The sequence below is a fragment of the Streptomyces sp. NPDC049813 genome (genome assembly GCF_044465085.1).
GTDB lineage: Bacteria > Actinomycetota > Actinomycetes > Streptomycetales > Streptomycetaceae > Streptomyces.
Genome location: NZ_JBITLI010000011.1, coordinates 145,463 through 169,447 on the forward strand (window position 1 = coordinate 145,463; position 23,985 = coordinate 169,447).

At 74.2% G+C, this 23,985-nt stretch carries 21 protein-coding genes; 20 read left to right on the plus strand and 1 reads right to left on the minus strand.

All coding sequences use genetic code 11. The features are described 5' to 3' along the window. Positions 1-273 precede the first annotated feature (273 nt). From ACIBW6_RS22700 to ACIBW6_RS22735, 8 genes are all read left to right on the plus strand, one after another. On the plus strand, positions 274-603 hold the full coding sequence (locus tag ACIBW6_RS22700; RefSeq protein ID WP_399062339.1) for a TcmI family type II polyketide cyclase: 330 nt from the start codon (positions 274-276) through the stop codon (positions 601-603). After that, positions 600-1,871, plus strand: a complete 1,272-nt coding sequence (locus ACIBW6_RS22705) for a beta-ketoacyl-[acyl-carrier-protein] synthase family protein (RefSeq protein WP_399062342.1) — start codon at positions 600-602, stop codon at positions 1,869-1,871. Before ACIBW6_RS22700 ends, ACIBW6_RS22705 begins: the two co-directional genes overlap by 4 nt. Beyond that, positions 1,868-3,082, plus strand: coding sequence for a ketosynthase chain-length factor (locus tag ACIBW6_RS22710; protein WP_399062344.1), 1,215 nt, complete (start codon positions 1,868-1,870; stop codon positions 3,080-3,082). The genes ACIBW6_RS22705 and ACIBW6_RS22710 overlap by 4 nt, the downstream gene beginning before the upstream one ends. Positions 3,083-3,116: 34 nt before the next feature. Beyond that, positions 3,117-3,386 carry an acyl carrier protein gene (locus ACIBW6_RS22715; protein ID WP_399062346.1) on the plus strand — a complete coding sequence of 90 codons (270 nt, stop codon included), beginning with the start codon at positions 3,117-3,119 and terminating at the stop codon, positions 3,384-3,386. A gap of 11 nt (positions 3,387-3,397) precedes the next feature. Beyond that, positions 3,398-4,186 (plus strand): 3-oxoacyl-ACP reductase FabG, encoded by a 789-nt coding sequence (gene fabG, locus ACIBW6_RS22720; protein WP_399062348.1) that lies wholly within the window; start codon positions 3,398-3,400, stop codon positions 4,184-4,186. A 54-nt stretch (positions 4,187-4,240) separates the two neighbouring features. Beyond that, positions 4,241-5,185: an aromatase/cyclase gene (locus tag ACIBW6_RS22725; RefSeq protein ID WP_399062349.1), complete on the plus strand. Its 945-nt coding sequence runs from the start codon at positions 4,241-4,243 to the stop codon at positions 5,183-5,185. 4 nt (positions 5,186-5,189) lie between these two features. Beyond that, positions 5,190-6,677 carry an FAD-dependent oxidoreductase gene (locus ACIBW6_RS22730; RefSeq protein WP_399062351.1) on the plus strand — a complete coding sequence of 496 codons (1,488 nt, stop codon included), beginning with the start codon at positions 5,190-5,192 and terminating at the stop codon, positions 6,675-6,677. Positions 6,678-6,749: 72 nt separating this feature from the next. Then, the gene (locus ACIBW6_RS22735) at positions 6,750-8,273 is read left to right on the plus strand and encodes an FAD-dependent monooxygenase (RefSeq protein ID WP_399062352.1); all 1,524 of its coding nucleotides are present in this window, start codon (positions 6,750-6,752) and stop codon (positions 8,271-8,273) included. Between the two features lie 233 nt (positions 8,274-8,506). On the opposite strand, the gene ACIBW6_RS22740 is transcribed toward ACIBW6_RS22735, so the two are convergent. Further along, entirely contained in the window at positions 8,507-9,589 is a 1,083-nt protein-coding gene (locus ACIBW6_RS22740) for a methyltransferase (protein WP_399062354.1), read from the minus strand. 255 nt (positions 9,590-9,844) lie between these two features. Between ACIBW6_RS22740 and ACIBW6_RS22745 the strand changes: the two genes are divergently transcribed. The 12 genes from ACIBW6_RS22745 (at position 9,845) to ACIBW6_RS22800 (ending at position 23,943) form a co-directional block, all read left to right on the plus strand. Next, complete coding sequence (locus ACIBW6_RS22745; protein WP_399062356.1) at positions 9,845-10,951, plus strand: ScyD/ScyE family protein; 1,107 nt, start codon at positions 9,845-9,847, stop codon at positions 10,949-10,951. Positions 10,952-11,426: 475 nt separating this feature from the next. Further along, on the plus strand, positions 11,427-12,569 hold the full coding sequence (locus ACIBW6_RS22750; protein WP_399062358.1) for an inositol-3-phosphate synthase: 1,143 nt from the start codon (positions 11,427-11,429) through the stop codon (positions 12,567-12,569). Beyond that, entirely contained in the window at positions 12,566-13,534 is a 969-nt protein-coding gene (locus ACIBW6_RS22755) for an SCO3242 family prenyltransferase (RefSeq protein WP_399062360.1), read from the plus strand. Before ACIBW6_RS22750 ends, ACIBW6_RS22755 begins: the two co-directional genes overlap by 4 nt. Positions 13,535-13,650: 116 nt before the next feature. After that, positions 13,651-14,526, plus strand: coding sequence for a sugar phosphate isomerase/epimerase family protein (locus ACIBW6_RS22760; protein WP_399062362.1), 876 nt, complete (start codon positions 13,651-13,653; stop codon positions 14,524-14,526). After that, on the plus strand, positions 14,523-15,128 hold the full coding sequence (locus tag ACIBW6_RS22765) for an EboA domain-containing protein (RefSeq protein ID WP_399062364.1): 606 nt from the start codon (positions 14,523-14,525) through the stop codon (positions 15,126-15,128). Before ACIBW6_RS22760 ends, ACIBW6_RS22765 begins: the two co-directional genes overlap by 4 nt. Then, the gene (locus ACIBW6_RS22770) at positions 15,128-15,979 is read left to right on the plus strand and encodes a TatD family hydrolase (protein ID WP_399062366.1); all 852 of its coding nucleotides are present in this window, start codon (positions 15,128-15,130) and stop codon (positions 15,977-15,979) included. The genes ACIBW6_RS22765 and ACIBW6_RS22770 overlap by 1 nt, the downstream gene beginning before the upstream one ends. A gap of 3 nt (positions 15,980-15,982) precedes the next feature. Then, positions 15,983-17,197: a metabolite traffic protein EboE gene (gene eboE / locus ACIBW6_RS22775; RefSeq protein ID WP_399062368.1), complete on the plus strand. Its 1,215-nt coding sequence runs from the start codon at positions 15,983-15,985 to the stop codon at positions 17,195-17,197. Further along, positions 17,194-18,639 (plus strand): nucleotide pyrophosphatase/phosphodiesterase family protein, encoded by a 1,446-nt coding sequence (locus ACIBW6_RS22780; RefSeq protein ID WP_399062370.1) that lies wholly within the window; start codon positions 17,194-17,196, stop codon positions 18,637-18,639. The genes eboE and ACIBW6_RS22780 overlap by 4 nt, the downstream gene beginning before the upstream one ends. A 69-nt stretch (positions 18,640-18,708) precedes the next feature. Continuing rightward, the gene (locus tag ACIBW6_RS22785; protein WP_399062372.1) at positions 18,709-19,038 is read left to right on the plus strand and encodes an ATP-binding protein; all 330 of its coding nucleotides are present in this window, start codon (positions 18,709-18,711) and stop codon (positions 19,036-19,038) included. Next, complete coding sequence (locus tag ACIBW6_RS22790) at positions 19,035-20,990, plus strand: hypothetical protein (RefSeq protein WP_399062374.1); 1,956 nt, start codon at positions 19,035-19,037, stop codon at positions 20,988-20,990. The genes ACIBW6_RS22785 and ACIBW6_RS22790 overlap by 4 nt, the downstream gene beginning before the upstream one ends. 46 nt (positions 20,991-21,036) lie before the next feature. Beyond that, positions 21,037-22,443 carry an amidase gene (locus ACIBW6_RS22795; RefSeq protein WP_399062376.1) on the plus strand — a complete coding sequence of 469 codons (1,407 nt, stop codon included), beginning with the start codon at positions 21,037-21,039 and terminating at the stop codon, positions 22,441-22,443. Between the two features lie 3 nt (positions 22,444-22,446). Beyond that, complete coding sequence (locus ACIBW6_RS22800) at positions 22,447-23,943, plus strand: glutamine synthetase family protein (RefSeq protein ID WP_399062378.1); 1,497 nt, start codon at positions 22,447-22,449, stop codon at positions 23,941-23,943. The last annotated feature ends 42 nt before the right edge of the window (positions 23,944-23,985 follow it).

Consider the following 23,985-nt stretch of genomic DNA (forward strand, 5'->3'; position numbering starts at 1 on the left):
GGGTGCGCCGCCCCCCGGCGCACCCACATGTCCCACCGCCCGACCCGAGTTCCGTGGAAGCCCGGCCCCTTCGTACGGGCCGGGCTTCCACGGAACTGCGCTGCCAGCCGCCCGGCCGCCCGTCACGACAGCCGCTCAGGCGGGACTCAGGCGCCGCCCGTGCGAGCCGCTAAGAACAAGCCGCACCGTCGACAGCGGTGGCCCCGCAGGGCCGCCGCGCAGCCCCCGCCCGGCGCGCGACCTCTCCCACGCATCTGCCGAGGAGTCACACCTATGCACAGCACGCTGATAGTCGCCCGGATGGCAGCCGCATCGAGCACCGACGTGGCCAAGCTCTTCACGGAGTTCGACGCGACCGACATGCCCCACCGCATGGGGACCCGCCGCCGCCAGCTCTTCTCCTACCGGGGCCTGTACTTCCACCTCCAGGACTTCGACGAGGACAACGGCGGCGAGCTGATCGAGTCGGCCAAGACCGACCCCCGCTTCGTCGGCATCAGCCAGGACCTCAAGCCGTTCATCGAGGCCTACGACCCGGCGACCTGGCGCTCGCCCGCCGACGCCATGGCCAAGCGCTTCTACGACTGGGAGGCCTCGGCGTGAGCCGTCGACGTGTCGTCATCACCGGCATCGAGGTGATCGCTCCGGGCGGGGTCGGCCGGGAGAACTTCTGGGACCTGCTCAGCAACGGCCGCACCGCGACGCGCGGCATCACCTTCTTCGACCCCAGCCCCTTCCGCTCCCGGGTGGCCGCCGAGGCCGACTTCGACCCGTACGCGCACGGGCTCAGCCCTCAGGAGGTGCGCCGCCTGGACCGGGCCGCGCAGTTCGCCGTCGTCGCCTCGCGGGCCGCCGTCGCCGACAGCGGCATCGACATCTCCGCCATCGACCCGCACCGCGTCGGCGTCACCGTCGGCTCCGCGGTCGGCGCCACCATGGGCCTGGACGAGGAGTACCGGGTCGTCAGCGACGGCGGCCGGCTCGACCTCGTCAACCACGCCTACGCCGTCCCGCACCTCTACGACTACATGGTGCCCAGCTCCTTCGCCGCCGAAGTGGCCTGGGCGGTCGGCGGCGAGGGCCCCTCCAGCGTCGTCTCCACCGGCTGCACCTCGGGCATCGACTCGGTCGGTTACGCCGTCGAGCTGGTCCGCGAGGGCTCGGCCGACGTCGTCATCGCGGGCTCCTCCGACGCGCCGATCTCGCCCATCACCATGGCCTGCTTCGACGCGATCAAGGCGACGACCCCGCGCCACGACGACCCGCAGTGCGCCTCCCGCCCCTTCGACAAGACCCGCAACGGGTTCGTGCTCGGCGAGGGCGCCGCCTTCTTCGTCCTGGAGGAGTACGAGAGCGCCAAGCAGCGCGGCGCGCACATCTACGCCGAGATCGCCGGATACGCGACGCGCTCCAACGCGTACCACATGACGGGGCTGCGCCCCGACGGCGCGGAGATGTCCGAGGCGATCAACCTCGCCCTGGACGAGGCCCGGCTCAACCCGGACGCGGTGGACTACGTCAACGCGCACGGTTCGGGCACCAAGCAGAACGACCGGCACGAGACGGCCGCCTTCAAGCTGAGCCTCGGCGACCACGCGTACCGCACGCCGGTCAGCTCCATCAAGTCGATGGTCGGGCACTCGCTCGGCGCCATCGGCTCCATCGAGATCGCCGCGTCGGCGCTGGCCATGGAGTACGACGTGGTCCCGCCGACGGCCAACCTGACCGAGCCGGACCCCGAGTGCGACCTGGACTACGTACCGCGCGACGCCCGCGACCAGCTGGTCGACGTCGTGCTGACCGTCGGCAGCGGCTTCGGCGGGTTCCAGTCCGCGATGGTGCTGGCGCGACCGGAGAGGAGCCTCGTATGACCGCCTCCGTGGTGGTGACGGGCCTGGGCGTGACCGCGCCCAACGGACTGGGGACCGGCGCCTACTGGTCGGCGACCCTCGGCGGCAAGCACGGCATCGGCCGCATCACCCGCTTCGACCCCTCCTCCTACCCCGCGCGCCTGGCGGGCGAGGTGCCGGGCTTTGAAGCGGAGGAGCACCTGCCCAGCCGGCTGCTGCCGCAGACCGACCGGGTCACCCGGCTCGCCCTCGTGGCCACCGACTGGGCCCTCGCGGACGCCGGTGCCGATCCCAAGGAGCTGCCCGAGTTCGACATGGGCGTCATCACCGCGTCGGCGGCGGGCGGCTTCGAGTTCGGCCAGGGCGAGTTGCAGAGCCTGTGGAGCCGGGGCAGCCAGTACGTCAGCGCGTACCAGTCCTTCGCCTGGTTCTACGCCGTCAACAGCGGCCAGATCTCCATCCGCAACGGCATGAAGGGCCCCTCCGGGGTCGTCGTCAGCGAGGGCGCCGGCGGTCTCGACGCCGTGGCGCAGGCCCGCCGCGCCATCCGCAAGGGCACGCCGCTGATCGTCACCGGCGCCGTCGACGCCTCCGTCTGCCCCTGGGGCTGGGTCGCCCAGCTGTCCACCGGCAAGCTCTCCACGAGCGACGAACCCGACCGCGCCTACCTGCCCTTCGACCGCGACGCCCGCGGCTACGTGCCCGGCGAGGGCGGCGCCATCCTCATCACCGAGGAGGCCGGAGCGGCCCGCGCCCGCGGCGCCCGCGTCTACGGCGAGATCGCCGGCTACGGCTCGACCATCGACCCGCGGCCGGGCAGCGGCCGCGAACCCGGGCTGCGCAAGGCCATCGAGATCGCGCTCGCCGACGCCGGGGCCGACGCCGCCGACGTGGACGTCGTCTTCGCCGACGGCGCCGGCGACCCGGCCGCCGACCTCGCCGAGGCGCTCGCCATCGGCGCGGTCTTCGGCGACCACGGGGTGCCCGTCACCGTGCCCAAGACGATGACGGGACGGCTCTACTCGGGCGCCGCGCCGCTCGACCTCGCGGCGGCGTTCCTGTCGATGCGCGACGGCGTCATCCCGCCCACCGTGCACGTCGAACCGTGCACCGACTACCCGCTGGACCTCGTCCTCGGCGAGCCCCGCCGGGCCGACGTGCGCACCGCGCTGGTCCTGGCCCGCGGCCACGGCGGGTTCAACTCCGCCATGGTCGTGCGCGCCGCGCACTGACCCCGACGACCCTCACCCACGAAAGGAACCACCCATGAGCGCCAAGCTGTTCACCATCGATGACCTCAAGCGCACCCTGCGCGAGGCCGCCGGCGTCGCCGAGGGCGTGGACCTCGACGCCGACATCCTCGACACCGAGTTCGACGTCATCGGCTACGAGTCCCTGGCCCTGCTGGAGACCGGCAGCCTCATCGAGCGCGAGTACGGCATATCCCTCGACGAGGAGGCGGTCGGCGAGGCCACCACCCCGCGCGCCTTCATCGAGGTCGTCAACGCCCAGCTGGTGCCCGCCACCGCAGCCTGAAGGAGCCCGGCATGACGCAGAACACCACCCCCCGGGTCGCGCTGGTCACCGGCGCCACCAGCGGGATCGGCCTGGCCTCGGCCCGGCTGCTCGCCTCCACCGGCCACCAGGTCTTCATCGGGGCCCGCAACGCCGAGAACGTCGCGGCCACCGTCAAGCAGCTCCAGGACGAGGGCCTCGACGTCGACGGCACCGTCCTCGACGTGCGCGACACCGCCTCCATCGAGGCGTTCGTCCAGGGCGCCGTCGACCGCTTCGGCACCGTGGACGTCCTGGTCAACAACGCCGGCCGGTCCGGCGGCGGCCCCACCGCCGACATCACCGACGAGCTGTGGCTGGACGTCGTCGAGACCAACCTCAACAGCGTCTTCCGGGTCACCCGCGCCGCCCTCACCACCGGCGGCATGCGCGGCAAGGACCGCGGGCGCATCATCAACATCGCCTCGACCGCGGGCAAGCAGGGCGTCGTGCTCGGCGCCCCCTACTCCGCCTCCAAGCACGGCGTCGTCGGCTTCACCAAGGCCCTCGGCAACGAGCTGGCGCCCACCGGCATCACCGTCAACGCGGTCTGCCCGGGCTACGTCGAGACGCCGATGGCGCAGCGGGTGCGGGACGGCTACGCGGCCGCCTACGACACCACCCAGGACGCCATCCTGGAGAAGTTCCAGGCCAAGATCCCGCTCGGCCGCTACTCCACGCCCGAGGAGGTGGCCGGTCTCGTCGGCTACCTGGCCTCCGACACGGCCGCCTCGATCACCTCGCAGGCCCTCAACGTCTGCGGCGGCCTCGGCAACTTCTGAGCCCGCCCCCGCACCACACCCGTGGCCCGCACCCGACATCAGGAGGAGAACCTCATGACCACCCGTGAGGTCGAGCACGAGATCACCATCGGCGCCCCCGCGGCCGCGGTGTACGAACTGCTCGCCGACGTGACCAACTGGCCGCGCATCTTCCCGCCCACCATCCACGTCGACCAGGTCGAGGCGGACGGCGACCGCGAGCGCATCCGGATCTGGGCGACCGCCAACGGCGAGCCCAAGAACTGGGCGTCGCTGCGCACCCTCGACAAGGAGGGCCTGCGCATCACCTTCCGCCAGGAGGTCTCGGCGCCGCCCGTGCAGCACATGGGCGGCACCTGGATCATCGAGCCGCTCGGCGCGGACGAGTCCCGGGTCCGGCTGCTGCACGACTACAGCGCCATCGGCGACGACCCGCACGACCTGCTGTGGATCGAGCGGGCCGTGGACAAGAACAGCACCTCGGAGCTGGCCGCGCTCAAGGAGAACGTCGAGCGGGTGCACGCCTCCGACGCCGAGGAGCTGACCTTCTCCTTCGTCGACAGCGTGACCATCGCCGGCAGCGCCAAGGACGCCTTCGACTTCGTCAACCAGGCGGACCTGTGGGCCGAGCGGCTGCCGCACGTGGCGACCGTCCGCCTCACCGAGGACACCCCCGGGCTCCAGGAACTGGAGATGGACACCCGCGCCAAGGACGGCTCCACCCACACCACCAAGTCCTACCGGGTCGTCTTCCCCGACCACAAGATCGCCTACAAGCAGGTCACGCTGCCCGCGCTGATGACGCTGCACACCGGCGAGTGGACCTTCGAGGAGACCGACGGCGCCACCGTCGCCTCCTCGCAGCACACCGTCACCCTCAACACCGCCAACATCGCCCGCATCCTGGGCGAGGACGCCACCGTGGCGGACGCCCGCGCCTACGTGCACACCGCGCTGTCCACCAACAGCAGCGCCACCCTGTCGTACGCCAAGGCCCACGCCGAGCAGCTGAAGGTCTGAGGCGATGACAGCGGACCGCGTGGAGGCCGACGTCGTCGTCGTCGGGGCCGGTCCCGTCGGGCTGATGCTCGCCGGTGAACTGGCCCTCGGCGGCGCCGACGTGGTCGTCCTGGAAAAGCGCCGGGCGCCCACCAACGAGTCCCGGGCCTCCACCCTGCACGCCCGCACCATGGAGATCCTGGACAGCCGCGGGCTGCTGCCCGACCTCGGCACGCCGCCGAACGAACCGCGCGGCCATTTCGGCGGCATCCCCCTCGACCTCACCCTGCCGGGGCCCTACCCGGGCCAGTGGAAGGTGCCGCAGGTCAAGACGGAGGCGGTGCTGGAGGAGTGGGCCATCGCCATGGGCACCGACATCCGGTGCGGCCACGAGGTGTCGGCGGTCGCCGACACCGGCCAGGGCGTCGACGTCGTGGCCCTGGGCCGCGACGGCGTCCTGCGGCTGCGCAGCCGCTACCTGGTCGCGTGCGACGGCGAGGACAGCACCGTACGGTCCCTGACCGAGGCCCGCTTCCCCGGCACGGACGCCGGCCGCGAGCTGCTGCGGGCCGACGTGGACGGCATCGACATCCCCGACCGCCGTTTCCAGCGCCTGGAGCACGGTCTGGCGATCGCCGCGCGCCGCCCCGACGGGGTCACCCGGGTGATGGTCCACGAGTTCGGCTCGCAGGCCGGACCGCGCCGCGGCAGCGCGCAGTTCGAGGAGATCGCGACCGTCTGGAAGCGGGTGACCGGCGAGGACATCAGCGGCGGCACCCCGCTGTGGGTCAACTCCTTCGGGGACGCCTCCCGGCAGCTGACCCAGTACCGGCACGGCCGCATCCTGTTCGCCGGGGACGCCGCGCACCGGCAGATGCCGATCGGCGGCCAGGCCCTCAACCTCGGGCTCCAGGACGCCTTCAACCTCGGCTGGAAGCTCGCCCTGCACGTCCGCGGCGCCGCCCCGCGCGCGCTGGTGGACACCTACCACGACGAGCGGCACGCGGTCGGCCGCCGGGTGCTCGGCAACATCCGGGCCCAGGCGCTGATGCTGCTCGGCGCCCCCGACGTGGAGCCTCTGCGCACCGCGCTGGCCGAACTGATCGCCCTGGACGACGTGCGGGCCCGGCTCGCCGGCATGATCAGCGGCCTGGACGTGCGCTACCCCATGACCGGCGACGGCGACGGCGCCAAGGCGGCGGTCCACCCGCTGGTGGGGCCGCGGCTGCCGGACACCGTGCTGCTCGGCGACGACCGCACCGTCACCACCACCCAGCTGCTGCGCGGCGGGCGCGGGCTGCTGCTCGACCTGCGGGCGGGCGCCGCGCGCCCCGGCGGCGCCGAGGGCTGGGCGGACCGGGTGACCACCGTCGCCGCGACCCCGCACGAGGACAGCGCCCTGCACGGCGTGGGACGCGTGCTGGTCCGCCCCGACGGCCACGTGGCCTGGGCGGGCACCGACGACACCGGGCTCGACGCCGCGCTGGAGCGCTGGTTCGGCCCCTCCCACTGATCGCCGGACCCGCTCCGGCGCGCCGCCCCCCACCGCGGAACATGACGAGCCATTTCTCAGAGAGGTGAACCCATGCAAGGGACCGACACAGCGGTGGACACCGACGTCATCGTCGTCGGCGCCGGTCCGACGGGCCTGATGCTCGCCGGCGAGCTGCGCCTGGGCGGCGCCCGCGTCGTGGTCGTCGAGAAGCTGACCGAACCCACCCACCAGTCACGCGGCCTGGGCTTCACCGCCCGCACCATGGAGGTCTTCGACCAGCGCGGGCTGCTGCCCCGGTGGGGCTCCCTGGAGACGATGCCGGTCGGCCACTTCGGCGGCGTGCAGTTCGACTTCACGGCGCTGCCCGACGGCCACTTCGGCGCCCGGGGCGTGCTCCAGTGGCGTACCGAGGAAGTGCTGGAGGAGTGGGCGGGCGAACTCGGCGCGGACATCCGGCGCGGCTGGGCCTTCGAGAGCATCGACGACGGCTTCCTCGACGGCGACGCCGTCGAGGTGACGCTCGCCACCGCCGACGGGCCGCGACGCCTGCGCGCCTCCTACCTGGTGGCCTGCGACGGCTCCCGCAGCACCGTGCGCAAGGCGGCCGGCTTCGACTTCCCCGGCACCCCCGCCACCCGCAAGATGTACCTGGCCGACGTGTACGGCGCCGAGCTGCGCCCGCGCTACCTCGGGGAGCGGCTGCCGGGCGGCATGGTGATGGTGGGCCCGCTGGGCGACGGCGTGAGCCGCATCATCGCCTGCCCGCACGGCACCCCCGCCAGCGACCGGGACGCCACCGTCGACTACGCGGAGGTCGCCGACGCCTGGCAGGCCATCACCGGCGAGGACATCCACGGCGGCGGCGCGACCTGGGTCAGCTCCTTCACCGACGCCACCCGCCAGGCCGCCGAGTACCGGCGCGGCCGGGTCTTCGTGGCCGGCGACGCCGCGCACATCCACCTCCCGGCGGGCGGCCAGGGCCTGAGCACCGGTGTCCAGGACGCGGTCAACCTCGGCTGGAAGCTGGCCTCCGTGGTCCGCGGCACGGCCCGCCCCGAACTCCTCGACAGCTACCACGCCGAGCGCCACCCGGTCGGCCGCCGCCTGCTGATGAACACCCGCGCGCAGGGCCTGGTCTTCCTCGGCGGGGAGGCCTCCGAGCCGCTGCGCGAGCTGTTCACCGAGCTGATCGAGCACGACGTGGTCCGCCGCCACCTCGCGGGCATCGTCAGCCACCTCGACGTGCACTACGACTTCGAGGGCGCGGTCGGCGACGCCGGGCACCCGCTGCTCGGCCTGCGCCTGCCGCCGCGGCTCCTCGCGGAGGCGACCGGCGAGCGCGGCACCCCCGAACTGCTGCACGCCGGGCGCGGCGTCCTGCTCGACCTGGCCGACGACGCGGGGCTGCGGTCCGCGGCGGCGGGCTGGGCGGGCCGGGTCGACGTGGTGAGCGCGCAGGTCAAGCCGGCCGACGGGGACGAGCCCGACCCGCTGTCCGGCACCGCGGCGCTGCTGGTGCGCCCCGACGGGCACGTGGCCTGGGCGGCCTCGGCCGGTACGGCGCCGGGGGACCTGCCGGCGGCGCTGGAGCGCTGGTTCGGCCCGGCGGACTGAACTCGCCGCCCACCGAAGGAGCCCCGGGGCACGGCCTGCCCCGGGGCTCCTCGCGGTGCCGTGGCGTCTTTCGTGCCGGGCTCGTGCCGCGCGGGGCTTTCCCGTGGCCGGGGTTGTCGCGTGCCGATGGTGCCGCGCGCAGGCCGGGGCCCCGGTCGCACCTGGTGGGTGCGGCCGGGGCCGGGGGAGTAGGGGAACGGGGGGAGTGGGGGGGGAGTGGGGCGGCGGACGGGTCAGACGGGCAGGGCCTCGATGACGGAGACCGCCGCGGCCGTCTGCACGACGCGCTCCAGCTTGAAGCCGGCCCGCGCGAGCAGGTCGGCGTACTGGGACTCGGTGCGCTCCTTGCCGCCGACGAGCAGCATCAGCCACAGGTCGACCAGCTTGGCGGAGTGCGGTTCGTTGTCCTCGGTCGGCACCATCTCGACGAGCAGCAGCTTGCCGTGCGGCGGCATGGCCGCGCGGACGTTGCGCAGGATCTCCAGCGCCTTGTCCTCGGGCCAGTCGTGCACGATGTGCTTGAGGACGTACGCGTCGCCGCCGGTGACCACCGGGTCGAAGAGGCCGCCGTCGTGCGTGGTGACGCGGTCGGCGACGCCCTGCCCGGCGAGGAAGTCGGCGGCGCCGTTGTTCGCGACCCGGGGGTCGGCGAGGATGCCCTTGCTGTCCGGCGCGCTCTGCAGAATTCCGGCGAGCAGGGCGCCCTGGCCGCCGCAGAAGTCGACCACGGTGCCGAACTGCGAGAAATCATAGGCGCCGGCCACGGGATAGGTCTCGGTGTTCGACATGCTGCCCATGCCGTTGATGAACACCGCGCCGTACTCCGGATTGTGCTCCAGGTATTCGAAGGCGCCCATGCCGCGCAGTTTCGGCAGGCTGGGCTCTCCGGTGCGGACCGACTCCAGGAAATGACCCCAGTCCTCCCAGTGGATGGGGTGGCCCATGAGGACCGCGATGTCCCGCATCGACATCGGGTGGTCGGCGCGCAGCGCGTCGGCCATCGGCGTCAGCGTGTACGTGCCGTCCTCCTGGCCCGCGAACACCCCCTGGCTCGCCAGGAGCCGCAGCACGCGGGCGATGGCCTCCTCGTGCGCGCCGACCTTCCCGGCCAGCTCGGCGGGGGTCAGTGGGCCGTCCACCAGGGCCTCGGCGAACTTGAGTTCGGCGGCGACGTAGATCGCCTGCGTCACCATCGAGCCCATCGCGAGCTCCAGCAGCGCGAACGGGGGCGGCGCGAGCTCGCGGGCCTTCTGCTGCAGCCCGGCCCGCTCCTTCTCCAGGGCCCTCACGACATGCGGGGGCGGCATTTCGGGCATGCGATTCCTCCAGGGCAGTAGCGCGTGCGTGGTCGTCCCAACCGCCGGAAGGGACCATTGCTTCCACGATAGAGAAAATGCTCGACGCCCCCTGGAGGGCGCCTGGGGGCGAACTCGACGCTCCGTCAATTGTCTTTCACAGGCGTTCAACTGCGGAATTCTCAGGTCGTGAGGCATTCGGTTCCTCGTTTATGGTGACCCAGATTTCACATCTGCTCCCCGGACCACGGGGGTAATGATCGACGGAGGAGAGAGATGCCGAATTCGCGTAAGGCCTGGACGAAGGCCGCGCTCGCGGCTGGTCTGGCCGCGATAGCCGCCGCGCCGCTGGCGGCCGTGCCCGCCCAGGCCGCGCCGGCCCGGACCCACGCCGCCGCGGAGGCGACCGTGGAGGTCCTCGCGTCGGGTCTGAAGAACCCGCGCGGCGTCACCGCGCTCGGCGACGGCACCCTGCTGGTCGCCGAGGCCGGCGACGGCTCGGCGACCTGCGCCGCGGGCACCCTGTGCGCCGGCCGCTCGGGGTCCGTCTACAAGGTCCGCGGCGGTTTCAAGGGCCGCGTCGTCACCGACCTGCCGTCCGTCGCCGTCGGCCCCGCGGGCCCGACGTCCGTCGCCGCCGGCCCCAACGACGTCCTGCCGGACCCGCGCGGCGGCTACGTCGTCCTCAACGCCTTCGGCAGCGACGGCACCAACACGCTGCGCGCCTCGCTCGGCGCCGACGCGCGGGACCTCGGCACGCTGCTGCGCACCCGCGACCGCAAGGTCCTCGCCGACCTCACCGACCACGAGACCACCCAGAACCCGGACGGCGCCGACGTCAACTCCAACCCGTGGGGCGTCGTGCGCAGCGGCTCCGGCTACCTGGCCACCGACGCGGGCGGCAACTCCGTCCTGCGGGTGTCCGGCTCGGGCACCACGTCCACCGCGTTCGTGCTGCCCACCAACACCCTGCCGAACGGCGTCGTCCGCCAGGCCGTGCCCAGCGGCATCGTCAAGGCCCACGACGGCACGGTGTACTTCAGCGACCTGGGCGCCATCGTCCCCGGTCTGTCCCGCGTCTGGAAGGTGGCGCCGGGCGGCACGCCGCAGGTCCTGGCGACCGGCCTGAACGGCGTCGCCGACCTCGCCGTCACCCCGGACGGCAACCTCCTCGCCCTGTCCTACACCAAGGGCACGCCCGCGCCGCCGCTGCAGCCCGGCGCCCTGACGAAGATCGACGTCACGACCGGCCAGACCACCGAGATCCCCACCGGCACGCTGCTGAACGCCCCCACGGGCCTCGCGGTCGGCCCGCACGGGCAGATCTACGTCACCAACAACACCCTGGGCTCCAACGGCCAACTGGTCCGCGTCCGCCCCTGACCCCCGCGCCCCTGCGTCACCCGGGGCACCCCTGACCCGCGGCCCCACCGGACTTCCCCCGACGGTGGGGCCGTCGGCGTGCCACCGCTCGGGCCAAATCAAGCCCTTCCGGCGATTGGTGTCGGGTGCGGGTCCGTTGTGGCTGGTCGCGCAGTTCCCCGCGCCCCTGAAAAGCGGGCCTTGCCGGTGCTCGGGCCAAATCAAGCCCCTCCGGCGATTGAGGAGCGGGGTCCGGGGCGGAGCCCCGTGGCCCTGGGGGCGGGTGCGGCGCCGTGGGGGCTGGGCGCGCAGTTCCCCGCGCCCCTGGCGGGGTCACCGGTGAGGTCGCCGGACGAGTCAGCCCCGCACCCCCCCCGGAGGGGCGACGCTGGGCTTCCGGTCAGAGCCCGCTCGCCCCCCGATCGAGCCCGGCCGGAGAACCCCCCGCCCCCGCCCCCCGCATCGGCATCCTGACGGACGTCAATCCGCCCGACCGATGGAGGCCCCCGTGCCGCACCCCACCGAGCCGCCAGCCGCCCACCCCCCGACCGGGGTGTGGCTGATCGGGGCGCGAGGATCGGTCGCCACGACGACGGTCGCGGGGTGTGCCGCGCTCGCCGCGGGCCTGCACCCGCCGACCGCGCTGGTCACGTCGGCCCCCGCGTTCGCCGGCGGCGCCCTGCCACCGCTCGGTTCCCTGGTCTTCGGCGGCCACGACACCGCCGCCACCCCGCTGCCCAAGCGGGCCGAGGAACTCGTCGCGCAAGGCGTCCTGCCGCACTGGCTGCCCGCCGCCGCGCACGCCGAACTCGCCGCCGCCGACGAGCGGATCAGGCCCGGCGGTATCACCCGGGACGACGACCGCGCCCCCGACGAGACGATCGCCGCGCTCGCCGCGGACCTCACGGACTTCGCCCGCGCCACCGGCGCCGCCCGCACCGTCGTCGTCAACGTCGCCTCCACCGAACCCGCCCCCGCCGAGGAGACGCTGCCGCCCAGCTCCCTGTACGCGGCGGCAGCCCTGCGCGCCGGCTGCGCGTACGTCAACTTCACCCCGTCGGCGGGCCTGCACCACCCGCGCCTCGCCGCGGAGGCCCGCGCCGCGGGTGTGCCGTACGCGGGCCGCGACGGCAAGACCGGGCAGACGCTGCTGCGTTCCGTGCTGGCGCCGATGTTCGCCCAGCGGGAGCTGCGGGTGCGGGCCTGGTCGGGGACGAACCTGCTCGGCGGCGGCGACGGCGCCGCCCTCGCCGACCCGGCCGCGGCCGCCGCGAAGAACGCGGGCAAGGAACGCGTCCTCGCCGACAGCCTGGGCGCGGTGCCCGAGGGCACGGTGCACATCGACGACGTACCGGCGCTCGGCGACTGGAAGACGGCCTGGGACCACATCGTCTTCGACGGGTTCCTCGGGACGCGGATGACGTTGCAGACCACCTGGCAGGGGTGCGACTCGGCGCTCGCCGCCCCGCTCGTCCTGGACCTGGTGCGGCTGATGAGCCGGGCCCAGGAGCGCGGCCTGACCGGACCCCGCCCCGAACTCGGCTTCTTCTTCAAGGACCCGGACGGCGGCAGCCCCGCCCTGGCCGCCCAGTACGAGGCGCTCCTCGCCTTCGGCGCCCGGCTCGGAGCGCACCGGTGAACGCTGCCCGACCCCGCGGCACAGCGGCGGCCTGGGCCGAACTGCTGCGCCTGCCCGCCCTGTTGACCGTGCCCGGCGACGTCCTCGCGGGCGCCGCCGCCGCAGGCGGCCGCCCCACGGCACGCACCGCGCTCGCCGTCGGCGCCTCCCTGTGCCTGTACGAGGCGGGCATGGCGCTCAACGACTGGGCGGACCGCGACGAGGACGCCGTGGCCCGCCCGCACCGCCCGATCCCCTCCGGCCGCATCCGCCCCGGGGCGGCGCTCGCCGCGGCCGGCGCGCTGACCGCGGCGGGCCTCGCCCTCGCCGCCCGCGCGGGCCGCCGCCCCCTCGCCGTCGCCACCCCGCTGGCCGCCCTGGTGTGGGCCTACGACCTCAAGGCGAAGCACACGGCGGCGGGCCCCGCCGCGATGGCGGGCGCCCGCGCCCTCGACCTGCTGCTCGGCGCCGCCGTCGCCGGTCCGGTGCGCGGCGCGGCGCTCCCGGCGGCCGTGCTCGGCTGCCACACCTGTGCCGTCACCCTGGTCTCGCGCCGCGAGGCCGAGGGCGGCGCCACCGCGGCCCCGCTGCTCGCCCTCGCGGTGACGGGCGCGGTGACGGCGGCCGTGACCCGCACCCCGGCCCGGCCCACCACGGCCGACTCCGCCACGCCGGGCCCCGCCGCGACCGGCCCCGCAACCACCGGCCTCGCTGCACGCCCCGGCCCCGCCACGACCGGCCCCGCCCCCGTACTCACGGCCACCCTCGCCGCCACCTACGCGGCGACCTTCGCCCGCCCTCTCGCGCACGCCGCCCTCAACCCCTCACCCCCGCTCACCCAGCGGGCGGTCGGCGGCGGCATCCGGGCCGTACTGCCGCTCCAGGGCGCACTGCTGGCCAGAGCAGGTGCGCCGGGCGCCGCGCTGCTGACCGCCGTACTCGCCCCGCTCGCCGGACGCCTCGCGCGCAAGGTGAGCACGACATGAGCGCGGCACCGCGAGGGGAGCCCGACGTGGGCGCGGCAACGGAAGGTGAGCCCGACGTGGGCGCGGCAACGGAAGGTGAGCCCGACGTGGGCGCGGCAACGGAAGGTGAGCCCGACATGAGCGCGGCACCGGCGCCCACCGCCCCCCGCTGGGGCTACGGCACCAACGGCCTCACCGACCTCCGCCTCGACGACGCCCTCGCCCTCCTCGCCGACCTCGGCTACGACGGCGTCGGTCTCACCCTCGACCACATGCATCTCGACCCCCTCGCCCCGGACCTCGCGGAACGCACCCGGCACGTCGCCCACCTCCTGGACCGGTACCACCTCACGGCCACCGTGGAGACCGGCGCCCGCTACGTCCTCGACCCGCGCCGCAAACACGGCCCGACGCTGCTCGACGACGACGAGGAAGCCCGCCTGGCCCGCGTCGGGCTGCTGGTGCGTGCGGTCCGCGTCGCCGCCGACCTGGGCGCGCACGCCGTGCACTGTTTCAGCGGCGTCCTGCCGCCCGGCGTCGACGCGGAGACCGGCTGGAAGCGCCTGGCCGTCTCGCTGCTGCCGGTCCTGGACGCCGCCGACGTCCTCGGCGTACCGCTCGCCATCGAACCCGAGCCCGGTCACCTCGTGGGCAGCCTCGCCGACTTCCACCGGCTGCGCGACCTGTGCGGCGACCCCGGCGTCCTCGGGCTGACCCTCGACATCGGGCACTGCCAGTGCCTGGAGCCGCAGTCGCCGGCCGACTGTGTGCGGGCGGCGGCGCCCTGGCTGCGGCACGTGCAGATCGAGGACATGCGCCGGGGCGTGCACGAGCACCTTCCGTTCGGGGAGGGGGAGATCGACTTCCCGCCGGTGCTCGACGCCCTGGCCGCCACCGGTTACCGGGGGCTGACCGTGGTGGAACTGCCCCGGCACTCCCACGCCGGGCCCGAACTGGCCGCTCGTTCCCTGGAGTTCCTGCGGGCGGCGCTACGCGAAGGAGAGCGCGCATGACCAGGCCCACCACCGTCGCCGGACTCCGCGCCCACCTCGACGCCACGCTCACCCCGGCCGCCCGCGCCTGGCTGGACCAGGCCTTGGCCGAGGCGGCCGCGGGCGCGCAGATGTGGGAGGTGCGGTTCGCGGAGGCGGGCCGCAGGGCGGGCCTGGAGCACGCCGACACCACCCGGGTCGTGCTGCTGCACGCGGCTCGCGCCGAGCCGGCGACCCTGTCCCGCCTGTACGCGCAGGGCACGGCCGCTGAGCGCCGGGCCGTTCTGACCGCGCTGCCGCACCTGGTCACCGGTGCGGAGTGCCTGCCGCTGGTCGAGGACGCGCTGCGTACGAACGACACGACGCTGGTGGCGGCGGCCGTCGGCCCGTACGCGGCCGCGCATCTGCCGGCGCATGACTGGCGGCACGCGGTCTTGAAGTGCCTGTTCACCGGGGTACCCGTAAGTGCGGTGGCCGACCTGGAGCACCGAGCGCACGCGGACGCCGAACTCGCGCGCATGTTGCGCGACTTCGCCCAGGAACGTACCGCCGCGGGCCGCCCCGTCCCCGAGGACCTGCACCGTGTGCTGACCCGGACGGCACCCGCGAAGAAGGAGGCCTGATGCGCATCTTCGACCCGCACATCCATATGACGTCGCGTACCACCGATGACTACGAGGCGATGTACGCGGCCGGGGTGCGTGCCCTGGTCGAGCCCGCGTTCTGGCTGGGCCAGCCCCGTACCTCGCCCGCGTCCTTCTTCGACTATTTCGATGCGCTGCTGGGCTGGGAGCCGTTCCGTGCCGCGCAGTACGGCATCGCGCATCACTGCACGATCGCGCTGAACCCGAAGGAGGCCAACGATCCGCGCTGCACCCCGGTCCTGGAGGCCCTGCCCCGCTACCTGGCCAAGGACAACGTGGTCGCGGTGGGGGAGATCGGCTACGACTCGATGACCCCGGCCGAGGACAGCGCGCTGGCCACACAACTGCAGCTGGCCGCCGAGCACGGCCTGCCCGCGCTGGTACACACCCCGCACCGCGACAAGCTCGCCGGGCTGCGCCGCACCCTGGACGTCGTCCGTGAGTCGGCGCTGCCCGTCGAGCACGTCCTGATCGACCACCTGAACGAGACGACGGTGAAGGACGCCAAGGACGCCGGGGCGTGGCTGGGGTTCTCCGTCTATCCCGACACCAAGATGGACGAGGACCGGATGGTGGAGATCCTTCGCCTCTACGGTCCGGAGAAGGTGCTGGTCAACTCGGCCGCGGACTGGGGCAAGAGTGATCCGCTGAAGACCCGTAAGGTCGCCGACGCGATGCTGGCGGCCGGTTTCTCGGAGGATGACGTCGAGGGGGTGCTGTGGCGTAATCCGGTGGCGTTCTACGGGCTGAGCGGCCGTCTCCAGCTCGACGCGGTGGCCCCGCCGGAGGCGACGCACGAGGGCAACTCCATCCTGCGTGGGGGAGCGTGAGGCGTGCGGTTCCGGCATCCGGACGGGTCCACCGTCCACCTCGTGTACTGCACAAACGTGCATCCCGCCGAGACCCTCGACGGGGTCCTCGCCCAACTCCGCGACCACTGCGAACCCGTCCGTCACCGGCTCGGCGTCGACCGCCTCGGGGTCGGGCTGTGGCTCGCCGCGCCGGTCGCGTACGCCCTGGACCGCGACCCAGAAGCACTGCGGTCCTTGCGCGCGGTACTGGACCGGCGCGGCCTGGAAGTCGTCACCCTCAACGGCTTCCCCTACGAAGGGTTCGGCGCCACCGAGGTCAAGTACCGCGTCTACCGCCCCGACTGGGCCGACCCCGAACGCCTCACGTACACCCTCGCCCTCGCCCGCGTGCTGACCCGGCTGCTGCCCGCCGACGTCACCGAGGGCACGATCTCGACCCTGCCGCTCGCCTGGCGCACCGCCTACGACGAGCAGCGCGCCGACACCGCCCGCGCCGCCCTCGTCACCCTCGCCGAACGTCTCGACGCCCTGGAGGAGCTGACCGGCCGGTCCGTCCGTGTCGGTCTCGAACCCGAACCCGGCTGCACGATCGAGACCACCGCCGACGCCCTCGCCCCGCTCACCGCGCTCGGGCAGCCGCGGATCGGCGTCTGCGCCGACACCTGCCACATGGCGACCTCCTTCGAACGGCCCGGGCCCGCGCTCACCGCCCTCGACGCCGCCGGGGTGCGTGTCGTCAAGGCGCAGCTCTCCGCGGCTCTGCACGCCGAACACCCGCACCTGCCCGAGGTCCGCGAGGCGCTCGCCGCCTTCGACGAACCCCGCTTCCTCCACCAGACCCGCGCCCGCACCGCCGAAGGCCTGCACGGCACCGACGACCTAGGCCCCGCCCTGCGGAACGCCACCCTGCGGGACACCGCTCTCCCGGACGCCACCCCGCGAGACACCCCCCTGCCCGACACCACCCCCTGGCGCGCCCACTTCCACGTCCCCCTGCACACCACGCCCCGCCCGCCGCTGACCGCCACCCTGCCCGTGCTCGACGAGGCCCTCGGCGCCCTCGTCGGCGGTGCCCGGCCGCTGACCCGGCACCTGGAAGTGGAGACGTACACCTGGCAGGCGCTGCCGCCCGCCCTGCGCCCCCGCGACGCCGGTCAGCTCGCCGACGGCATCGCCGCCGAACTCACCACCGCCCGCGCCCTGTTGACCGCCCACGGGCTCAAGGAGCTGCCGTGAACGACACCCGCCCCACCCCGCTCCTCGTCCTGGACGTCGTCGGCCTCACCCCCCGTCTCCTCGCCCACATGCCGCACCTGGCCGCTCTCGGCCGCACGGGCAGCCGCGCCCCGCTCACCCCCGTACTGCCCGCCGTGACCTGCTCCGCGCAGGCCACCTTCCTGACCGGCACGCTCCCCGCCGAGCACGGCGTCGTCGGCAACGGCTGGTACTTCCGCGACCTCGGCGAGGTCCTGCTGTGGCGCCAGAGCCACCGGCTGATCGACGGCGAACGCCTCTGGGACGCCGCCCGGCGCACCCACCCCGGTTACACCGTCGCCAACATCTGCTGGTGGTACGCGATGGGCGCCGACGTCCAGTGGACCGTCACCCCGCGCCCCGTCTACCACGCCGACGGCCGCAAGGAACCCGACTGCTACACCCGGCCCCCGGCCCTGCACGACGAACTCACCGAGAAACTCGGCACGTTCCCGCTGTTCTCCTACTGGGGGCCCGGCGCCGGCCTCGCCTCCTCCCGCTGGATCATCGACGCGACCCGCCACGTCATGGCGACCCGCGCCCCCGACCTGACCCTGGCCTACCTGCCGCACCTCGACTACGACCTCCAGCGCTTCGGGCCCGACGACCCCCGCGCCCACCGGGCCGCCACCGCACTCGACGCGGCCCTCGCCCCGCTCCTCGACGAGGCGCGGGCCCAGGGGCGCACCGTCGTGGCGCTGTCCGAGTACGGCATCACCCGCGCCGACCGGCCCGTCGACATCAACCGGGCGCTGCGCCGCGCCGGACTCCTGGAGGTCCACACCCAGGACGGCATGGAGTACCTCGACCCGCTGACCTCCCGCGCCTTCGCCGTCGCCGACCACCAGATCGCCCACGTCTACGTGCACGACCCGGCCGACCTCGACGCCACCCGCGCCGCCCTCGCCGGACTGCCCGGGCTCGGCTCGCTGCTCGGCGCCGACGGCAAGCGGGCCCACGGGCTCGACCACCCGCGCGCCGGGGACCTGGTGGCGCTCGCCGACCCCGACGCCTGGTTCACGTACTACTACTGGCTCGACGACGCCGACGCCCCCGACTTCGCCCGGCACGTGGAGATCCACCGCAAGCCCGGCTACGACCCGGCGGAGCTCTTCCTCGACCCCGAGGACCCCTACGTGCGGGTGCGGGCCGCCACGGCGGTGGCCCGCAAGAAGCTCGGCCTGCGCTACCGGATGGCCGTCGTGCCGCTCGACCCGGCCCCGGTGCGCGGCAGTCACGGCCTGCTGCCCGCCCGCCCCGACGACGGACCCCTGCTGCTGTGCTCGCGCCCCGGCGCCGTCACCGGGCCGCTCGCCGCCACCGACGTCAAACCCCTCCTGCTCGACCTGGCCGAAAGCGGCCGCGGGACCGCCGTCGCCGCGGGGGCTCCACCGGTTCTGAACCCGCGCTCCGCAGCCGATTGAGACGCGCCCGCGAGCATCGACGGGACAGGTCCGGTTGTGGTCGTCACAGACTCAAAAGAGGTCACGCCCGTGGAAATCAAAGCTACGCCGGCTGTGCTGTCCGCACGGGCCCAGCGGATCGCCGAGCGCAGCCGCCCCGACACCTGGAAGAAGCCGCCGCGCCGCATCGAGAAGTCCGAGTGCATCACCTGCGACTCGTGTCTGCGCGGCTGCCCCGCCGAGTTCGGCGCCATCTTCGACCGCGGTCTCGACGTCGTGATCGTCCCGGAACTCTGCTCCGGCTGCCCCGTCTGTGTCCTGGAGTGCCCGGTCGACTGCATCTACGTCGACGAGGACTGGACGCCCACCGACCCCGCCCTGTGGAACCACGTCGAACTGACCGCTGGAGGCCCCTCGTGACCAGCTCCGCCGGGCGCGAGTCCCGCCGCGCCGCCAACGCGCGCAAACGCGAGAGCCGCCGGCCCAGCCGGCTCGGCACCCGGGCCGGCACCACCGCCAAGCCGGACCGCACCGCCGAACCGGACGCCGGCTTCCCCGGCCTGCTCAAGCGGGTCTGGCTGAGCGCCGTCGCCGCCGACGACCTCCCCACCACGCTGCACACCCTGCTGACCCTCGACGGCCACGTGCCCGCCGACATCCAGCTGCGCGCCCTCGGGCTGCGCGAGGAGGCCGCGCTCAAGGCGCTGGCCGGACTGACCTGGCGCACCGGCCCCACCGACGACACCCTGTCCCCGGCCGCGCAGGCCCCGGCGCAGGACCCGGCCCAGGACGGTGCGCCGGCCGCCTTCCACGGCGAGATCGCCCTGTCCGACAGCGGTCGCATCCTGCTGCGCGTCCCCTCCCAGGGGCCGCTCGCCGACAGCGCGGTGGTCAGCGGCGTGCTGCGCGTGCCGTGGTCACAGGCCGTGCTCGACACCTACCGGCGCGAACTGGCCGCGGCCACCGCCCGGTTCGCCGAGAGCGCCGCCGACTGCCGCGCCTGGCTCGCCGACCAGGGCCCCGAGGGGCGCGCCGCGCTCCTGGCGCAGGCGAAGGAGGCCGCCCTGCGCACCGCGCCGTTCGTGCTCTACCAGGACCAGAAGCTGTACACGAACTTCCGCGGCCAGAACACGCTCACCGGCAAGACGCTGTGGCCCGGGCACCCGGACTGCGCCCTGAGTACCTTGGAGTCGCTCCCGCTGGACCTGTGGTCGGACCACGACGTGCACCTGCTCGTCTGCCTGACCCTGCTGATCCGCTCCGCGGGGTTCGGCCGGATCGAGGAGGCCAACGGCACCCAGCTGACCCTGGACCACGTCGCGTACCTGCTGGAGCGGGTCCGCCGCCTCTACGACGGGGTGCTCGGCGCCGGGACCGTGCCGGCCGCCGCCTCGCCGTCGCTGGCCTCGCTGGTCGAACTGGCCGACGCACTCGGTGACGTACGCCCCCGGGCCGGTGCGCACGCCCAGCTGTACCGCGAGATCCACGGCGCCCTGATGCACAAGATCGAGCGGGTGGCGCAGGCCCCCGGCGACGGGGCGCGGGCCCGCGAGGACGCGATGGTCGGGCGGCTGCGCGAGCGGCTGCCGCTGACCGGGAGCACGCTGGCCGAGCTCGGCCGATCGGCCGCCGCCGCGCCGGAGTGGCTCGCCCGGCCGCACGGGCGGTTCGGCACCGGCCTGGAGTCGCTCGTCCACGAGACCGTCGCCGCCTGCGCGCACGCCTTCGAGGCGGACTTCGCGATGAGCCGCGGCATGCGGTCGCTGCCCGAGCTGATCGCCGCGCTGCGCGAGGAGCGCTGGGCGGAGCTGGTCGACTGGGACATCACCCGCTTCTTCTGCTGCGTCGTGCCCGGGCCCACGGCCGGCCGGCACTTCGCGGACTCGGCCGCCGCCGTCGCCGACACCGCCTGGGCGATGTCCTCGCGGATGCAGTACAACTCCTGGCACTTCGTCGCCGGGAACGTGCCGAAGGTCCCCGAGGTGATCGCCCGCGACCACTTCGTGCCGCCGACCATCCCCGACGTGGCGTTCTACTCGGACCAGCACCACCACGGCCACGTCAACAACAAGGTGCGGTTCTCCATCCGCTCCCCGCAGGCCGTGGAGGTCGACGGACGCCGCTTCAACGGCTTCATGGACCTCAGGCTGCTGCGCTGCGCGGGCACCCCCTTCGACGAGCAGGACCTGCTCGCCGCGCACCGGGTCTCCGCGTTCGTCGCGGGCGCCACCGGCCTGGTCGCCGCCATGGTCGCGGCCGGCCGGAGCGTCGAGGTGACCGCCTTCGACGCCGGCTGGCACTGGGAGTCCATCACCGGCACCCCCGCGCAGGCGGACGGCGCCCGGCTCGGCGAGACCCCCTTCGCGGCCTGAGTCCGGCGCCCGCAGCGACCCGTAGAAGAAAGGCAGGGAACCGGCGATGACCAGCCGCGGCGTCCACCACACCCTGGAACTGCTGCGGCGGGGCGAGACCTCCGTCGTGGCGCACGTCCGGTCCGTCCTCGCGGACATCGAACAGCGCGACGTGCTCGGCGCGTTCGTCGCCGTCGCCGGTGACGAGGCGCTGCGCGCCGCCGAGGAGGCCGACCGGCGCATCCGCGAACTGGGCGCCGACGCCTGGCGCAACACCCCGCTCCTCGGCGTCACCGTCTCCGTCAAGGACCTGCTCCAGACCCGGGACCTGCCGACCACCCGCGGTTCGCTGCTGCCCAACGACCGGCCCGACGAGGACGCGCCCGCGGTGGCCCGGCTGCGGGCCGCGGGCGCCGTCGTCGTCGGCAAGACCACCACCTCCGAGTACGGCTGGAGCGCCTCCACCGTCGGCCGTGTCGCCCCGCCCACCCGCAACCCCTACGACCCGGCGCTGACCGCGGGCGGCTCCAGCGGCGGCGCCGCCGCGGCGGTCGCGGCCGGGCTGTGCGACGGCTCGCTCGGCACCGACGGGGCCGGCTCGATCCGCATCCCGGCCGCGTTCTGCGGCGTCGTCGGCTACAAACCGTCGTACGGCCGGGTGCCCTACTTCCCCAACGGCGCCGAACGCCTCGCCCACCAGGGGCCGATCGCCCGCACCGTCGACGACGCCGCCCTGCTGGCCCGCGCCATCGTCGGCCCGCACCGCAGCGACGCGGACTCCGCCCTCGGCTCCCTGGACTCGCCGCGCGACCACGAGGTGCTGCGGATCGGCTGGATCGAGTACGAGGGCACCGACGACGAGATCCGCCGCACCACCGACCGCGCCCGGTCCGCCCTGAGCGCCCAGGGGCACCTCGTCGAGGACATCGAGGTGCGCTGCCACGACATCTACCCCGCCCTGGTCGACATCGTCGCCGCCACCGAGGCGGCCGGCACCGCGCCCGAGGACGAGGAGTGGATCGACACCGGCCGCCTGGAGATCGTCCGGCACGGGCGCACCGTCAGCGGCGCCACCGTGATGCGGGCCCAGGAGGTGCGCCAGAACCTGCGCAACATCCTGCGCTCGGTCATGGACCGCTACGACCTGCTCGCCATGGCCACCGTGCCGATCGAGCCGTTCGAGGCGTCGGCCATCGGCCCGTCCTGGGCCGCCGACCCGCGCGATCTGCTCTGGCTCGACTGGGCGCCCGCCTCCTACCCGTTCAACATGACGGGCCAGCCCGCCCTGTCGCTGCCGGCCGGGCTGACCCGCGCCGGACTGCCGGCCGGCGTCCAGCTCGTCGGCCCGGTCGGCGCGGACGACCTGGTCCTCACGGTGGGCCGGCGCCTGGAGGCCGACCTCGCCGCCGCCCCCCGCCCCGACACCGCACTGCGCTCCCTCGCCGCGCTCTCCCTCGCCGAAAGGACCAGCTGAGCCATGTACACCCGGTCATGGTCGTCCCCCGTCGCCGAGAGCGGCGCCGGCGCTCCGTCCTTCGTCGCCCGCCACCAGCTGTGGGACGACGCCCGCACCAGCGCCGCCGAGGAGATCGAGGCCGGCCTCGACCAGCTCGACCTCGTCCGCCTGGTCTTCGCCGACCCGCACGGACTGGCCCGCTCCAAGACGCTGACCAGCCGCGCCTTCCGCTCCGTGCTGCGCGACGGGATGAACTTCAGCCCCGGCCCCTTCGTCTTCGACACCGGGCACGCCGTCGCCGTCGACTTCACCGGCGACCACGGCATCGGCGTCGACGAGATCGCCGGCGCCGGCAACTTCGTGCTCGTCCCCGACCCGCTCACCTTCCAGCGGCTGCCCGGCGAGGGACCCCGTACCGCCTGGGTCATCGGCGACGAGTACCTGCGCGACGGCACCCCCCACCCGCTCTCCGCGCGGGCCCTGCTGCGCCGCACCGAGGCCCGCTACGCGCGGCGCGGCCTCACCCCGGTCCTCGGCCTGGAGGTCGAGTGGTACCTGACCCGGCGCCTCGACGACGCGCCGGGCAACACCGGCAACGGCTTCGGCCTCCAGGGCCAGGCCCCGCGGGTCGCCGCCCTCAACGCCGGCTACCAGTTCAACCTGGACGCCGCCTACGACACCGCGGCCCCCGTCACCGACCCGCTCGCCCTGCACCTGATCCGGCTCGGGCTGCCCGTGCGGTCGATGGAGCACGAGTCGGGACCCGGGCAGATCGAGACCACGTTCAGCCCGATGTCCGCGCTGGACACCGCCGACGCGATGCTGCTGTTCCGCACCGTCACCAAGCGCTGGTGCGCCGCGCGGGGCCACCACGCCTCCTTCATGTCGCAGCCGGGCCTGGACGCCGCCGACCCCAGCGGCTGGCACCTCAACCAGTCGCTCCTGGAGACCGCCACCGGCCGCCCCCTGTTCGCCGCCGAGGGACTGAGCGGCGGTGTCTCGCCCAGCGGCAAGGCGTACGCGGAAGGGCTGCTCGGCTGGGCGCGGGAGCTGTGCCTGCTCTCCGTGCCCACCGTCAACGGCTACCGGCGCCTGGGCGCCGAGCACGGGCTCGCCCCCACCCGGCTCGGCTGGAGCGTGGAGGACCGCACCGCGATGCTCCGCGTCGTCGGCAGCGGCGCGGGCGCCCACATCGAGAACCGCATCGGCGAACCCTGCGCCAACCCCTACCTCAACATCGCCGGCCAGCTCTTCGCCGGCCTCGACGGCCTCACCGGGGCCGCCGGACCCGCCGCTCCCGACGCGGGCGACGACACGGTGCCGCAGTCGCTGCGCGCCTCCCTCGACGCGTTCCGCGCGGGCCGCGCCGCACAGCTGCTCGGCGAGCCCCTCACCGCGACGCTCATCAAGCTCAAGGAGAGCGAACTGCGCCGCTACGAGGCCTGGTGCGTGCAGGCCGCCCCGGCCCCCGGCCGGGTCACGGAGTGGGAGCAGCGCGAGTACTTCGGCGTGTTCTGAGCGCCCCCGCGATCCGCGCCCCGCCCCCACCCGCCCACGGAC

Excerpts from the sequence above, each read along its gene's own strand:
- ACIBW6_RS22745 (WP_399062356.1), top strand. The coding sequence starts at position 9,845 with ATGCCGAATTCGCGTAAGGCCTGGACGAAGGCCGCGCTCGCGGCTGGT.
- ACIBW6_RS22710 (WP_399062344.1), top strand. The coding sequence starts at position 1,868 with ATGACCGCCTCCGTGGTGGTGACGGGCCTGGGCGTGACCGCGCCCAAC.
- ACIBW6_RS22725 (WP_399062349.1), top strand. The coding sequence starts at position 4,241 with ATGACCACCCGTGAGGTCGAGCACGAGATCACCATCGGCGCCCCCGCG.
- ACIBW6_RS22765 (WP_399062364.1), top strand. The coding sequence starts at position 14,523 with ATGACCAGGCCCACCACCGTCGCCGGACTCCGCGCCCACCTCGACGCC.
- ACIBW6_RS22735 (WP_399062352.1), top strand. The coding sequence starts at position 6,750 with ATGCAAGGGACCGACACAGCGGTGGACACCGACGTCATCGTCGTCGGC.
- ACIBW6_RS22740 (WP_399062354.1), bottom strand. The coding sequence starts at position 9,589 with ATGCCCGAAATGCCGCCCCCGCATGTCGTGAGGGCCCTGGAGAAGGAG.
- ACIBW6_RS22700 (WP_399062339.1), top strand. The coding sequence starts at position 274 with ATGCACAGCACGCTGATAGTCGCCCGGATGGCAGCCGCATCGAGCACC.
- ACIBW6_RS22800 (WP_399062378.1), top strand. The coding sequence starts at position 22,447 with ATGTACACCCGGTCATGGTCGTCCCCCGTCGCCGAGAGCGGCGCCGGC.
- ACIBW6_RS22750 (WP_399062358.1), top strand. The coding sequence starts at position 11,427 with ATGGAGGCCCCCGTGCCGCACCCCACCGAGCCGCCAGCCGCCCACCCC.
- ACIBW6_RS22760 (WP_399062362.1), top strand. The coding sequence starts at position 13,651 with ATGAGCGCGGCACCGGCGCCCACCGCCCCCCGCTGGGGCTACGGCACC.
- ACIBW6_RS22795 (WP_399062376.1), top strand. The coding sequence starts at position 21,037 with ATGACCAGCCGCGGCGTCCACCACACCCTGGAACTGCTGCGGCGGGGC.
- fabG (WP_399062348.1), top strand. The coding sequence starts at position 3,398 with ATGACGCAGAACACCACCCCCCGGGTCGCGCTGGTCACCGGCGCCACC.
- ACIBW6_RS22730 (WP_399062351.1), top strand. The coding sequence starts at position 5,190 with ATGACAGCGGACCGCGTGGAGGCCGACGTCGTCGTCGTCGGGGCCGGT.
- ACIBW6_RS22770 (WP_399062366.1), top strand. The coding sequence starts at position 15,128 with ATGCGCATCTTCGACCCGCACATCCATATGACGTCGCGTACCACCGAT.
- ACIBW6_RS22715 (WP_399062346.1), top strand. The coding sequence starts at position 3,117 with ATGAGCGCCAAGCTGTTCACCATCGATGACCTCAAGCGCACCCTGCGC.